Annotated in this window: 14 protein-coding genes; 8 read left to right on the top strand and 6 right to left on the bottom strand. The window is 72.0% G+C overall.

Annotated features, from left to right (window positions below; translation table 11 throughout):
• Positions 1-689 precede the first annotated feature (689 nt).
• Both LO772_RS05725 and LO772_RS05720 read left to right on the top strand, forming a co-directional pair.
• Positions 690-890, top strand: a complete 201-nt coding sequence (locus LO772_RS05725; RefSeq protein ID WP_231777268.1) for a hypothetical protein — start codon at positions 690-692, stop codon at positions 888-890.
• 93 nt (positions 891-983) lie between these two features.
• Positions 984-1,559, top strand: a complete 576-nt coding sequence (locus tag LO772_RS05720) for a TIGR03086 family metal-binding protein (protein WP_231777267.1) — start codon at positions 984-986, stop codon at positions 1,557-1,559.
• Positions 1,560-1,720: 161 nt separating this feature from the next.
• Here LO772_RS05720 and LO772_RS05715 read toward each other — a convergent pair whose 3' ends face one another.
• Both LO772_RS05715 and rpmG read right to left on the bottom strand, forming a co-directional pair.
• Positions 1,721-1,963, bottom strand: a complete 243-nt coding sequence (locus LO772_RS05715; RefSeq protein WP_231777266.1) for a type B 50S ribosomal protein L31 — start codon at positions 1,961-1,963, stop codon at positions 1,721-1,723.
• A gap of 65 nt (positions 1,964-2,028) precedes the next feature.
• Positions 2,029-2,193: a 50S ribosomal protein L33 gene (gene rpmG, locus LO772_RS05710; protein WP_231777265.1), complete on the bottom strand. Its 165-nt coding sequence runs from the start codon at positions 2,191-2,193 to the stop codon at positions 2,029-2,031.
• Between the two features lie 223 nt (positions 2,194-2,416).
• Here rpmG and LO772_RS05705 point away from each other — a divergent pair, with 223 nt between their 5' ends.
• On the top strand, positions 2,417-3,106 hold the full coding sequence (locus tag LO772_RS05705; RefSeq protein WP_231777264.1) for a TIGR00266 family protein: 690 nt from the start codon (positions 2,417-2,419) through the stop codon (positions 3,104-3,106).
• Positions 3,107-3,151: 45 nt separating this feature from the next.
• Here the strand turns inward: LO772_RS05705 and hpnH are convergent, their stop codons facing one another.
• The gene (gene hpnH, locus LO772_RS05700; protein WP_231777263.1) at positions 3,152-4,156 is read right to left on the bottom strand and encodes an adenosyl-hopene transferase HpnH; all 1,005 of its coding nucleotides are present in this window, start codon (positions 4,154-4,156) and stop codon (positions 3,152-3,154) included.
• A gap of 348 nt (positions 4,157-4,504) precedes the next feature.
• Between hpnH and LO772_RS05695 the strand changes: the two genes are divergently transcribed.
• Both LO772_RS05695 and LO772_RS05690 read left to right on the top strand, forming a co-directional pair.
• Positions 4,505-5,155: a TetR/AcrR family transcriptional regulator gene (locus LO772_RS05695; protein WP_231777262.1), complete on the top strand. Its 651-nt coding sequence runs from the start codon at positions 4,505-4,507 to the stop codon at positions 5,153-5,155.
• Positions 5,156-5,400: 245 nt separating this feature from the next.
• On the top strand, positions 5,401-6,375 hold the full coding sequence (locus tag LO772_RS05690; RefSeq protein ID WP_231777261.1) for an EamA family transporter: 975 nt from the start codon (positions 5,401-5,403) through the stop codon (positions 6,373-6,375).
• Between the two features lie 7 nt (positions 6,376-6,382).
• On the opposite strand, the gene LO772_RS05685 is transcribed toward LO772_RS05690, so the two are convergent.
• Complete coding sequence (locus LO772_RS05685; protein ID WP_231777260.1) at positions 6,383-6,979, bottom strand: TetR/AcrR family transcriptional regulator; 597 nt, start codon at positions 6,977-6,979, stop codon at positions 6,383-6,385.
• Between the two features lie 173 nt (positions 6,980-7,152).
• Here LO772_RS05685 and LO772_RS05680 point away from each other — a divergent pair, with 173 nt between their 5' ends.
• Both LO772_RS05680 and purB read left to right on the top strand, forming a co-directional pair.
• Positions 7,153-8,103, top strand: a complete 951-nt coding sequence (locus LO772_RS05680; protein ID WP_231777259.1) for an NAD(P)/FAD-dependent oxidoreductase — start codon at positions 7,153-7,155, stop codon at positions 8,101-8,103.
• Between the two features lie 74 nt (positions 8,104-8,177).
• Positions 8,178-9,623 (top strand): adenylosuccinate lyase, encoded by a 1,446-nt coding sequence (purB, locus tag LO772_RS05675; RefSeq protein WP_231777258.1) that lies wholly within the window; start codon positions 8,178-8,180, stop codon positions 9,621-9,623.
• Positions 9,624-9,707: 84 nt separating this feature from the next.
• Here purB and LO772_RS05670 read toward each other — a convergent pair whose 3' ends face one another.
• On the bottom strand, positions 9,708-10,481 hold the full coding sequence (locus LO772_RS05670) for an AraC family transcriptional regulator (RefSeq protein ID WP_231777257.1): 774 nt from the start codon (positions 10,479-10,481) through the stop codon (positions 9,708-9,710).
• Between the two features lie 92 nt (positions 10,482-10,573).
• Here LO772_RS05670 and LO772_RS05665 point away from each other — a divergent pair, with 92 nt between their 5' ends.
• Positions 10,574-11,887, top strand: coding sequence for an MFS transporter (locus tag LO772_RS05665; RefSeq protein ID WP_331717309.1), 1,314 nt, complete (start codon positions 10,574-10,576; stop codon positions 11,885-11,887).
• A 22-nt stretch (positions 11,888-11,909) separates the two neighbouring features.
• On the opposite strand, the gene LO772_RS05660 is transcribed toward LO772_RS05665, so the two are convergent.
• Positions 11,910-13,388 carry an amidase gene (locus LO772_RS05660; protein ID WP_231777256.1) on the bottom strand — a complete coding sequence of 493 codons (1,479 nt, stop codon included), beginning with the start codon at positions 13,386-13,388 and terminating at the stop codon, positions 11,910-11,912.
• Positions 13,389-13,482 lie beyond the last annotated feature (94 nt).

The raw sequence follows: 13,482 nt of genomic DNA, 5'->3' as shown, positions 1-13,482 counted from the left end.
CCGGCGAGGAAGGTCGAACTGGATGGGACTTGAGAACGTATCACCGCCGCCTGTTGTTCCCCAGGTGACTCGGGCCGTGGCGCCTCGGGACGGGGTGTGCCGCCGATCACGTGACTGATCGTCCCAAGCCGTTGACCGTTGGTACTTGGCGAACGGGGTTCGGGCGTGAAAGTGTGTGCGGCCGTGGGGGCCGAGTCCGCTGGGGAGGGCGGATTGTAGGGATATGGCACGCGACCGATGGGGCAGGAACCGCGTTGTCGTCCTCAGGTTGATTCCGATTTCATCCGTGCGGGGGAACACGGTCGGAGGTTATGTCGACAAGGATGAGAGGCGACCTTCATATCCGCGGCAAGCGCGGGCTATCACCGGGGGCGGTGTTGGGCGACAGCAGGACCGGACGCGGGCGCGCCGGGTCTCCGGGCGTGCCGCGCCGGCGGTCGGAAGGCGACGCGGTGGGGCAGTACGTCGCACGAACGGCAGGATCTGACGGATCGTCAGATGAATTCCTGGATCAGGCCCGGGAAATCGGCAACGCGGACGGCTCTCCGTGCGTTCGTAGGGAAGCGGGGGCCCCGACCGGTGCCTCCGCACATGCCGCCGTCGACACCGGATCCGGATCGGTCGACGCGGCCGGCGATCGCACGGCGGGCCCATCGGCCGCCGCGCCCGTTCGACCCGACGAGGTGGCCATGACCCGCACGCTCGATGCCTACGCGATACGGCTCGCCGCCCTGAAGGCGTACGACATCACCGGCGTGCGACCGCGCGAGTTGCAGCGCTACCGGGCCTTCGGCGAGGTTCCCGACGGCCTCACCGAGGAGGTCGTGCAGCGCGCGCAGCAGATCGTGGAGGAGGAGCGCACCCGGCTGCTGCGCCTCGCCGGATCCTGACGCGGACGCCGCCGTGGCGGCGGCGGAGCGGTGCGTCGGCCCGCGTCGCGTTTCTTCAAGAGGGCGCGGACGGGCCGGCCCTAGCGTGGCGGCATGACGACCTACCCCATCAGCGATCTGTTGGACGCGGCGGCCCGGCGGGCGCTCCCGGTGGTGCGCGGCGTGTCGGACGACCGCCTCGGCGATCCGACGCCGTGCCGCGACTACACCGTCGCCGACCTGACGAACCACCTGTTCCAGGTGGTGGTGAACTTCCAGGCGTTGGCGGCCAAGGAGGCCGTGACGTGGCCGGAGGCCCCCGACCACCTGCACGGTGACTGGCGGGCCGGCCTGGGCACCGAGACCGAGCGCCTGAGCAAGGCGTGGGCGGCGCCGGGCAGCGAGGAAGGCGTCTCGCCGGGAATGGGCCTCCCGTCACGCGCCGTGGGCCAGATGGCCCTGCTGGACCTCACCGTCCACGCGTGGGACCTTGCACGGGCCACCGGCCAGGACTTCGACCCGGCCCCCGAGGTCCTGCCGGACCTCGAGGAACTCGTGGCGATGATGGGCCCGACGGGCCGCGGCATGGGCGTGTTCGGCGAGCCCGTCGACCCGGCGCCGGACGCCGGGCGGTTCGAACGGCTTCTGGCGTCGACCGGGCGCGACCCCGGGTGGACCCGGCCCGTGTGAGCGGCGCCGCGTGTCGGTATGAGGGGTGCCGTCGCGGAAGGGGGCGCCGGGACCTCACGCCGGCCGCGGCCGGTATGCCGCGGAGAACACGGAGCGGGCCCGGCCGGTGGCCGGGCCCGCTCCCGTGGTCTTCGGCGGCGGTGTCGATCACCGCGCGCGGCTCACGCGCCGTAGCGCCGGTGGAAGCGCTCGATGCGGCCGGCGTTGTCGAGCACGCGGCCCTTGCCCGTCCAGAACGGGTGGCTGGCCGCGGAGATGTCGACGTCGACAACCGGATAGGTGCGGCCGTCGGTCCACTCGACGGTCTTGTCGGACGTGCGCGTCGACCGCGTCAGGAACGCGAAGTCGGCGGACTTGTCGCGGAAGACGACCGGGCGGTATTCGGGGTGGATGGTGGGGCGCATGGTGGAGGCCTCCCGTGGGGTGCTCGTCGGCGCACGTCGCGTGCGCGCGGGATTCTTGCCGGGGGTCAGCGCTCTTCGCGGAACACCACGTGGCGCCGGGCGACCGGGTCGTACTTGCGCAGTTCGAGACGGTCCGGGGTGTTCCGGCGGCTCTTGCGCGTCACGTACGTCTCACCGGTGCCCGCCGTCGAGCGGAGCTTGACGACCGGGCGCAGATCGCTGCGTGCCATAGGGGCCTCCTCGCTTCTCTCGGTGCCGCGATTCCGACCGCGACACCGGGGAAAACGATTTTCGCCGTCGATTATTCCGCCGGTGCCCACGCGCGCCGCCGCGCCGTGGTCCGTCCGGCGGAGACCCGGGGCCGGGGGTGTGGTGGTGCGGGCGGCGCGGGAACCGTCACGCCTTCATCCCACGTGAAACCAGCAGCGGAAGAACTGCGGAAGGCGGAGCGTCATGAAGGTCAACCTGCGTCACAACCCTTCCTTCACCGTGGCGCGCTGCGTCCTCGCGGGAGGGGAGCAGATGCGCGCGGAGAGCGGCGCGATGCTCGCGCACAGCGCCGGTGTCTCCTTCGACGCCAAGATCGAGGGCGGGCTGATGGCCGGCCTCAGGCGCAGCGTGCTGGGCGGCGAGTCGATGTTCCAGACGACGTTCACCGCGCCGCCCAACGGCGGTTGGGTCGACGTCGCGGCGAACCTCCCCGGCGACGCGATCACCATCGACCTCATGCCGGGGCAGGACCGCTTCCTGCTGACGAAGGGCTGCTGGCTCGCCAACTCGTCGGGGGTCACGATCGACACCAAGTGGGGCGGCGCGCGCAATCTCTTCGGCGGCGAGGGGGGTTTCCTCGTCGAGGCGAGCGGCAACGGCGTCGTGCTCGCGAGTTGCTTCGGGGCCTTGGACGTCATCGACCTGGAGGCGGGGGAGCAGGTCGTCATCGACACGGGGCACGTGGTCGCGTACGCGCCGACCATCTCGTACGAGATCCGGCGGGCGGTGCGGGGCCGGTCGATCCAGAGCATGAAGACCGGTGAGGGCTTCGTCTTCGACTTCACCGGTCCGGGCCGCGTGCTCGCCCAGTCGCGGAACCCGAGCGGCCTGATCTCCTACCTCACCGCGAACCTGCCGGGATCGCGGGCCTGACGCGCGGTTACGCCAGGCCCGCGGGCACACGGCCCGGGCGCCGGGTCAGCCGCTGACGACCGCGCGGAGGCTTTCCTTGAGCGAACCCATCGTCGCCAGCACGGCGGTGGGTTCGTAGCCGCAGTGGGCCATGCAGTTGTCGCAGCGCGGGTCCTTGCCGCGGCCGAAGTTGTCCCACTCGGTGGTCTCGATGAGTTCCTTGTACGTCGGCACGTAGCCGTCGCCCATGAGGTAGCAGGGCTGCTGCCAGCCCAGCAGGGAGTACGACGGGATCGCCCACGGCGTGCACTCGAACTCGCGCTTGCCCTCCAGGAAGTCCAGGAACAGGGCCGAGTGGTTGAGCCGCCACTTCTTGCGCTTGCCGTCGGAGAAGGCCTCGCGGAACATCTTGCGGGTCTGCTCGACCCCGAGGAAGCGGTGCTGGATCGGCGCCTTCTCGTACGCGTATCCGGGCGAGATCTGCATCCGGTCGACCTTGAGGTCGTCGTTGAGGTAGTCGAGGACCTCGCGCACCGACTCGGGCGAATCGGTGTTGAAGAACGTGCTGTTGGTGAAGACCTGGAAGCCCGCGGCCTTCGCCATCTTGATGGCGGCCACCGCCTCCTTGAACACGCCCTCCTTCGCGACCGCCTCGTCGTGGCGCTCTTCGAGGCCGTCGAGGTGGACCATCCAGGCGAAGTTGCGGTTCGGCTTGAACTTGTGCAGGTGCTTGGGGAGCAGCACGGCGTTGGTGCACAGCACCACGAACTTCTTGCGGCGCAGCAGGGCCTCGACGATCTTGTCGATGTCCTTGTGCATCAGCGGCTCACCGCCGGCCAGGGAGACCATCGGCGCGCCGCACTCCTCGACGGCCGCCACGACCTGCTCGACGGGCATCCGCTTCTTGAGGACGTCGTGCGGCTGCTGGATCTTGCCGCAGCCGCCGCACTTGAGGTTGCAGGCGAACAAGGGTTCGATCTCGACGATCATCGTGAACTTGTCGTTGCGCTTGATCTTCTGCTTGACGAGATGCGTGCCGATTTTCGCGGCCAGGTTCAGCGGCAGACCCATGACGATCTCGCCCTCTCTCCCCGTCGGGTCGGGCGTGCGTGCGCCCGAGGCTCCTCAGTACTGTCGACGCTCAACATACACGCTGTATGTTCCAAGGGCTCTGTATGCGTGTCACGCCTCGGGATCAAAATGTCCGGGGTGACCGAAAGACCTTGACCGAGCGGGGAGACCGTGCCGTCGACACCATGCCCGGCACACCGTCCGACAACACGGACGGCACGCGATCGCTTCCGTGCCGCCGCCCGGCGGTGCCCGCCCCCCGAGATGCGTGGAGCGGTGCGGGTCGCGGGCGCCATGGGCATGTCAGTCTTGGGAAGCGATGCAGTCGGTATGTCTCGGGAGCGTTGTATGGCACTCACTCGTCGGGCCCAGCACGTCGCCGATACCCGCGGCGCCCTGGTCGCCGCGGCACGCGAGCTGTTCGCCGAGCGCGGTTACGCCGGCACCGGGACCGAGGAGATCGTGGCCCGGGCGAGGGTCACGCGCGGTGCGCTCTACCACCACTTCCGCGACAAGAAGGACCTGTTCCGCGCGGTGATGGACGGCGTCGCGCGCGAGGCCGCGGAGGCGCTGGTCACCCGGGAGCTGACGCACGCCCAGGAGCTGCCCGACGAGCCGTGGGACCAACTGCGGCACGGCTTCCAGTCGTTCCTCGACGTCTGCACGACCGGTGACTTCCAGCGGATCGTGCTCATCGACGGCCCGGCCGTCCTGGGCCAGGACGTGTGGGACCAACTCGTCGACGAGCACGGGCACGGCCTGCTCGCCGAATGGCTGCGCAAGGCCATGGCCAACGGCGAGATCGACGAACTCCCGGTCGCGCCGCTCGCCCGGCTTCTGGCGGCGCTCATCTCCGAGGCGAGCCTCTACACCGCGCGCGCCGAGGACCCCGACACCGCGCGGCGCGACGCGGGCAAGGTGATCGACCGCGTCCTGGCCGGCCTGCGCCGCACGAACGCACCCGAACACCCGGACCACGAGTCGGCGGTGCAGGTGTAGCGGGGGCGGTCACCCCGTCCGTCCCGGCGTCGTCCGCCCCCGCCTGTCCGGTCCCGCGCCATCCGTCTGCGTGTCGTCCCGTTTCCGCGTCGTCCGGTCCCCGCGCCGTCCGTTCCCGCGTCGTCCCGTCTCCGCGCGCCGCTATCCGCGCCGCGTGGCGCCCGGTCGGCTTTCGCACCGGAATGTCGCCCTATCAACCGTTGCCGCCGTCGGGGCGCCGGTTCGGGGTGCGTAGCGTCTGGGGCATGTCGGTTCGAGCGTCGGTGCAGCCGCGCACCCATGGCCAGGCGGTTCTTCTTGTTCTGGTGGGTGCGGCGTCGATCCAGTTCGGGGCGGCGTTCGCGGCGAAGCTGTTTCCGCGAGTGGGGCCCGAGGGGGCCGTGACGTTGCGGCTGGTCATCGCGGCGGTGGTGATGTTGGTGGTGATCCGGCCCACCGTGCGCGGCTGTTCGCGCCGCGACCTGCTGACCGTCGGCGGCCTCGGCGCGGCCTTGGGCGGGATGAACCTGTGCTTCTACGAGGCGATCGCCCGCCTCCCGCTCGGCCCCGCCGTCACGCTGGAGTTCCTGGGGCCGCTGGGGCTCGCGGTCGTGCTGTCGCGGCGGCTGCGGGACGGGTTCTGGATCGTGCTCGCGGCCCTCGGCGTGCTGATGCTCGGCGAAGGCGGATTCACCGGCCTCGACGGCGCCGGTGTGGCGTTCGTGCTGGCCGCCGCCCTCTTCTGGGCCGCGTACATCATGCTGGCGACGCATACCGCGAGGACGTTCGACGGGGTCGACGGGCTCGCCCTCGCGATGGCCGTCGCGGCGGTGCTCGTGCTGCCGTTCGGCATCGCGGGCGCGGGGGCGGAGCTGGTCCGTCCGGGAGCGCTCGGCGCGGGCGCGGTGGTCGCGCTGATGTCGTCGGTCGTGCCGTACTCGTGCGAGATGCTGGCGATGAAGCGGCTGTCGGCGGGGGCGTTCGGCCTTCTGGCGAGTCTGGAGCCCGCGGTCGCCGCGGTCGCCGGCTTCGTCGTCCTGGGACAGAGCCTCGGCCTTATGGCGATCGGCGGCATCGCGCTGGTCGTCGCCGCCAGCGCGGGGGTCACCCTCGGCGGCGGTGCGGAAACGGCGCTCGGCGACCACGGGCCGCGGGAGGGCGAGGGCGCGCGAGCACCCGGCCGGTCGGCCGGGCAGGTGCCGGCGGACGAGCTGACCCGGGGGCTGCCGCCGCAGCCCTGAGAGCGCGTCAATCCGCGGGCGCGCCCACGACCCTGCGGAAGAGGGCCTGCACGCCGGCGGCGACCTTGGTCTCCGACTCCTCGGTGTTCGGCGCGTGGTGGCACGGGCCCAGGTACGCGTGCAGCAGGAAGTCCGCGGTCAGTTCGACGTCGTCGATCGCGAACTCGCCGGCCTCCGCGCCACCCCGCAGCATCGCGGTGAGCAACTCGCGGGCCTCCGCCATCGGTTCGAACCCGCTGCCGAGTTCGTGGAACAGCACGTGGTAGAGGTCCTTGTGGCGGACTTCGTCGTGGATCCACGCGGCCACCAGGCCGTCGAGCCGCTCCGCCCAGCTCAGTGACGCGTCCTCCATGAGCCGCGCCGGATCCGCCAGCATGCGGTCCCACAGCTCGCCCTGGAGCGCGGCGATCAGCGCCTGCTTCGAGTCGAAGTACAGGTAGACCGTGCCCTTCGCGACCCCCGCCCGCTCCGCGACCCGGCTGACGGTGAGGGGGTCGTACCCGTTCTCCAGGAGCAGTTCGGCGACCGCGGTCAGGATCTGGCGGCGGCGTACGTCCGGCGGCTGGAAGCGCCCGGGGGTCGTGGCGGCGGGGCGGGGACTCACGTTCGGGACTCCTTCGGACGGTGTGCTGCGCCTTGAGCATGCCATCGGGTGACGCGTGCTTGACGAATGACCGGCGGTCATTAGTATGGCCCTGGGTCACCAATATGACCGACGGTCGGTCATATGGCAATCGCCGAGATCCGACGCGACCCGCCGACCACCCGAGGAGCGCCATGAGCACGCAACCGGAGTCCCCGGCCCACTACGACATCGCCGTCATCGGCGGCGGCCCCGCCGGGCTGAGCGCGGCGGTCAGCGCGACCCGCCTCATGCAGCGCACGATCGTCGTCGAAGCCCCCTCGCCCCCGCGCAACGCGGTCTCGCGCGGCGCCCACGGGCTGCTCGGCCTCGACACCCGCACGCCCGACGAGGTCCGCGCCGCGGTGTGGGGCGACCTGCGCCGGTACGGCCTCGCGACGCTGCGGTCCGCCGAGGTCACCGACCTCGCGCGCGACCCCGACGGCGGCTTCCGGATCACCGCCTCCGGCGACGACGGCGCCGACGAGCGGGTGTGGGCCCGCCACGTCGTCCTCGCCACCGGCGTGGTCGACGACCACCCGAAGATCCCCGGATTCGCCGAATGCTGGGGGCGCTCGGTGATCCACTGCCCGTTCTGCGTCGGCTGGGAGAACCGCGACCGGGCGTGGGGGCTCGTGCACCACGACCCCGACCACGCGATCACGGCCGCGCGCGCCTTCCGCGCCTGGTCCGGCGACATCCTGGCCATCGTGCCGCCCGACATAGCGCGCCTCGACGAGGTGCGCGCCGCGTACGAAGCCGCGGAGCGCGAGTTGGTCGAGGGCCGTGTCGCACGGCTGCACCACCGCGGCGGGGAGCTGCACACCGTCGAGCTGGACGACGGCCGCACGCTTCCCCGGCAGACCCTGCTCTGGCATCTGACGCAGCGCCAGGTGCCCCTTATCGGACGGCTGGTCGCGTCCCTGGGCCTGGCCGTCGACGAGGGCGGGTTCGTCACCGTGGACGCGAGCCGCGAGACGAACATCCCGGGGCTGTACGCGGCGGGCGATCTCACGGTGCCGATGGGGCAGAACGCCCTCGACGCGACCGCGACCGGCGGTGCGGCAGCCACGGCGATCGGCCGCAAGCAGATGTTCGGCGGCTGAGGAGGCCCCCATGCGCACGTCCGCGCACCGGCCGAGGGACGGCCCCGTCCGGCTGGCGATTAAGATTGCCGAACGTGACGCCCCAGCCTGCGAGCAAGCCCCGCATCCCGAACGTCCTGGCCAACCGCTACGCCTCCGCCGAGCTGGCCACCTTGTGGTCGCCCGAGCACAAGGTCGTCCTCGAACGCCGCCTGTGGCTGGCCGTGCTCCGGGCGCAGGCCGATCTCGGCATCGCCGTGCCCGCGTCGGCGATCGCCGACTACGAGGCGGTCGTCGAGAACGTCGACCTCGCCTCGATTGCCGAGCGCGAGCGCGTCACCCGCCACGATGTGAAGGCGCGCATCGAGGAGTTCAACGCGCTGGCCGGGCACGAGCACGTGCACAAGGGCATGACCTCGCGCGATCTCACCGAGAACGTCGAGCAGTTGCAGATCCGCCAGTCGTTGCGGCTCGTCCGGGACCGGGCCGTCGCGGTCCTGGCCCGGCTCGGCGAACTCGCCGCCGACAACGCGGAGCTGGTCATGGCCGGCCGGTCGCACAACGTCGCCGCGCAGGCGACGACGTTGGGCAAGCGGTTCGCGAGCATCGCCGACGAGGTCCTGGTGGCGTACGCGCGCCTGGAAGACCTGCTGGGCCGCTACCCGTTGCGCGGTGTCAAGGGGCCGGTCGGCACCGCCCAGGACATGCTCGACTTGCTCGGCGGCGACCGCGACCGGCTGGCCGAGTTGGAGGGCCGCGTCGCCCGGCACCTCGGGTTCGACGCGACGCTGGTCAGCGTCGGGCAGGTGTATCCGCGTTCGCTCGATTTCGACGTCGTCTCGACGCTCGTGCAGTTGGCCGCGGGGCCGTCGTCGCTCGCCAAGACCATCCGCCTGATGGCCGGGCACGAGTTGGTGACCGAGGGCTTCCAGCCCGGGCAGGTCGGGTCGTCCGCGATGCCGCACAAGATGAACACCCGTTCGTGTGAGCGGGTCAACGGCTTCATGGTGATCCTGCGCGGCTACATGTCCATGACCGCCGAGCTGGCCGGCGACCAGTGGAACGAAGGCGACGTCTCGTGCTCGGTGGTGCGCCGCATCGCGCTGCCCGACGCGTTCTTCGCGTTCGACGGCCTGATCGAGACGTTCCTGACCGTGCTGGAGGAGTTCGGGGCCTTCCCGGCGGTCGTCTCGCGCGAACTCGACCGCTACCTGCCGTTCCTCGCGACCACCAAGGTCCTCATGGCCGCGGTCCGGGCGGGGGTCGGCCGCGAGACCGGGCACGAGGTGATCAAGGAGCACGCGGTCGCGTCCGCGCTGGCGATGCGCGAGCAGGGTGCGGAGCGCAACGAACTCCTCGACCGCCTCGCCGCCGACGACCGCCTCCCGCTCGGCCGCGCCGAGCTGGACGCCCTGCTGGCCGACCGTCTGTCGTTCACCGGTGCCGCGTCCGCGCAGGTCGCCGATGTCGTCGCCCGGATCCAGGAGGTGGCCGACCGGTTCCCGGAGGCCGCGAAGTACCGTCCGGGCGCCATCCTCTGATCCCCGAGGGCGCCCGCGGACGGCCGACGCCTCGTCACCGTGCCCCGCGGGGCACGGTGTTCGTCGGCACGCGGGCGGCGGGCGTCACGCGTCCAGCGCCCGTTTGCGGTACGCCCCCGGCGTCGTGCCGAACGCGGTGCGGAACGCCTCGATGAACGCACTGGGCGTCGCGTAGCCGCAGCGGGCCGCGGTGGTGGTCACCGAGGCGCCTTCGGCGAGGAGCTTGAGCGAGTGGTGCAGCCGCAGTTGGCCGCGCCATTGCGGGAAGCTCATGCCGGTCTCGGTGCGGAACAGCCTGCTGAGCGTGCGTTCGGCGGCCCCGACCGCGAGGCCCAGCTGGGCGAGCGTGCGCTCGTCGCCCGGATCGGCCGTCAGCAGGTCGGCGACGTCGCGGAGCCGGGGGTCGCGCGCCGAGGGCAGCCCGAGCGGCAGCGCCTCGACGCGGTGCAACTGGTCGAGTGCGACGCGTTCCAGATTGGCCGCCTGAGCCGGTGTCAGCGGACGATCGCGGTCAGGGACGTGGGCCGCCCGGCTGAGGGCGGCGATCACCTCGCGCAGGAGCGGTGTCACCGCGAGCACGGTCGGCCGGTCGAAGCGCAGCGGATTGACGTCCGCCGCGAAGCACACGGTGCGCAACTCGCTGGGCCCGTGGGCCTCGTGGGCGTGGGCGACACCCGCCGGAATCCACACCGCACGATGCGGCGGGACCACCCACGTGCCGTCCGGAGTCGACACCTGGAGCACACCGAGCCCGGGGGAGATGAGCTGGTTCACCGCGTGGTCGTGCCAGTCCACGCGCTCGCGGTGGGCGAGCGGGACACGGGCCGGGCCGTCGAGGTGTTGGCGGGTTGTCGACATGGAACGTCAGAATAACGACAGCCGACACGCGGGTGGGCTCGTGATGCTGGACGGGCAACCGTACGCATCCACCCCGAGGGGCGAATCCCAGCATGTCCCAGCACGAGGCCGCCGAGGCCGCGGTCGGCCGCGCGGCACCGTACCCCGCCGGGGCCCGACCCCAGGCGAGCCCCCCTGCGAAACCCGCCGCGCCCGGCGCACTCCCGCCACCCGAGTCGGTGTGGCGGCGCATGCGCCTGTGGGGCATCGCGCACGCCGTCGACGACCTCTACCAAGGGCTCGTCCCGGCGAGCGTCCCGTACTTCGTCCTCGACCGCGGCTACAGCTACGTCGCGGCGTCGGGCCTGACCCTCGCGGCCACCCTCGGCAGCGCGATCCCGCAGCCGTTCCTCGGCGTGGCCGTCGACCGCATGCGCGTCGGCTGGATGGCCGCGGCCGGCGTCGCGGTCGCCGGCCTGGGGCTCGGGCTCTCCGGCCTGGTCCAGCCGTACGTCGCGGTGTGGACGCTGATCCTGTTGTCCGGTCTCGGCGTCGCGATGTTCCACCCCGCGGCCGGCAAGGCCGCGCGCGAGGAGGCCGGCGACAGCACCGCGGCCATGAGCGTGTTCGCGGCCGGGGGCAGCGTCGGCTTCTTCCTGGCGCCGGTGCTCGCGACGCCGGCCCTGGTCGCGTGGGGGGTCGGCGCCACCGCGCTGTTCATCCCGCCCGCGGTGCTCGTCGCGTACGTGCTCTACCGCAACAGACACCGGCAGCGCGTCCTCGCCGCCGCAGCCGACACGGCGCGCACAGGTGACGACCAGTGGACGCCGTTCTTCGTCCTCACCGGCATCGAGGTCGTGCGCTCGGTGGTCTTCTCCGGAATCGCCACGTTCATCGAGCTGTACTGGATCCGCCACCTCGGCGCGTCGCACGCCCTGGGCGGCACCGCGCTGGCGTTCTTCCTCGGCGGGGGAGTCCTCGGCACCCTGGCCGGCGGCCGGATCGCCGACCGGATCGGGCTGGTCCGCACGGTGCGGCTCGGCGGTGTGATCGTCATCCCCATGCTGGTCGCCCTGCGCCTGCTGCCCGGGGCGTACCCGCCGCTGCTCTTCGCGGCCGGAACCGGGTTCGCGCTGAACATCCCGTTCGCGGTGCTGGTCAAGCTCGGCCAGGACTACCTGCCGACCAGGCCCGGGACGGCGGCGGGCGTGACCCTCGGCCTCGCGGTCAGCATCGGCGGCCTGATCTCACCGGTGTTCGGGCTCGCGGCCGATGCCCACGGCCCGCAGAGCGTCTTCGCGATCATGTGCTTCGTGCCCGCCGCGGCACTCGTCCTCGGCTGCTTCCTGCGCGAACCCCGCCGCGAACCCCGAGACGAACCCCGAGACCGACTCCGAGACGAACCCCGGCCGGCGCCGGACCGCTGACCGCCGCCGGCCGCGCCACCGGCTACTGCGGCGGCTGCCGGTCGAACCACGGGCGCGCCTGCTCCAGTTGCGTCGCGAGCGACAGGAGCAGGCCCTCACCGCCCAGACCCGCCACGAACTGCACCCCCAACGGCAGACCTTCCGCCGTCCAGTGGGTCGGCACCGACATCGCGGGGCGCCCGGTGATGTTGGCCAGTTGCGTGTACGGCGTCCAGCGCAGGTTCTCGTCGGCGACACGGTCCACGAGGTCGGTCATCGCCAGCAGGCCCGCACTGCGCACCGCGAGCAGCAGCCGCCCGGCCGCCTCCATCCACACCGGCGTCGCGACCTGGCCCACCCTGGCGGGCGGATGGGCGAGCGTCGGGGTCAGCAGCAGGTCGTACGACTCGTGGAACAGCGCGAGACGGTGGCTGTGTTCGTTCCAGCGGTTGTGCGACGCGACGTACGCCGGCGCGTTGGTCGCGCGGCCGACCGCGGCCATGATGCGCGTGTCCAGCTCGAATTGGTCCTCGCCGCACCCCGTTCCGCGCCGCACGAGGTCGATGTCGGCCGCGATCGACGCGAACAGCAGGGTGAGGAAGTCCCGGGCCAACTGCCGCTCGTTGACGCCGGTCTGCGCCTCCTCGACGACATGGCCGAGCTCGCGCAGCAGCCCCACGGCGTCCTCCACCGCCGCGACGGCCTCGGACGAGACGTCCATCCCGATCGGCGACGCGGTCGCGTAGCCGATGCGCAGCCGACGCGGTTCGCGGCGCGCGAGTTCGCGGTACGAAGTCTCCGGCAGCGCCGGCACATACGGGCCGGCCGGGTCGATGCCCGCGATCACGTCGAGCATCGCCGCCGAGTCGCGCACACTGCGCGTGAGGACGCCGTTGACCGCCGCACCGTGCAGCATCTCCGCGTACGCCGGGCCGCTGGGCACCAGGCCGCGCCCCGGCTTGAGGCCGAACAGGCCGCAGCACGCCGCCGGGATGCGGATCGATCCGCCGCCGTCGTTGCCGCCCGCCGCCGGCACGATGCCCGCCGCGACCGCCGCCGCCGAACCGCCGCTCGAACCGCCGGGCGTGTGCGCGATGTTCCACGGATTGCGCGACGGCCCGTTCGCCGCGGGCTCGGTGACCGCCTTGGCACCGAACTCGGGGGTGTTCGTCTTCCCGAAGACCACCAGCCCGGCGTCCAGCCAGCGGCGGACGACCTCCGCGTGCTCGGGCATCGGGTACGTCGCGAGCGCGCGCGACCCCGATCCCGTGGGCAGGCCGGCGTAGTCCTGCGCCAGATCCTTGAGCAGGAAGGGGACACCCGCGAACGGCCCCGCGAGCGGCAGCTTGGCCCGCTCGCGGGCGATGTCGTACATCGGGCGCACGATCGCGTTGAACCGGTGGTTGACCGCCTCCGCGCGGCCGATGGCCAGTTCCAGCAGCTCGACGGGTTTCACCTCGCCGCGCGCCACCAGCCCGGCCAACCCCACCGCGTCGTGACCGCGGTACTCGTCGTATTCCATCGCCGGGCCTCCTTGCCTCGCCACCCGTCCCGACATGGCTACTTTCGGTAGCCGCCGGGCCGAGGTTACCCGCGCCGGTCGGCCCCCGGCCAGC

The sequence above is a fragment of the Yinghuangia sp. ASG 101 genome, assembly GCF_021165735.1.
Lineage (GTDB): Bacteria > Actinomycetota > Actinomycetes > Streptomycetales > Streptomycetaceae > Yinghuangia.
The sequence above is the reverse complement of the archived record's forward strand: the minus strand, read 5'-3'. Positions and strand labels throughout refer to the sequence as shown.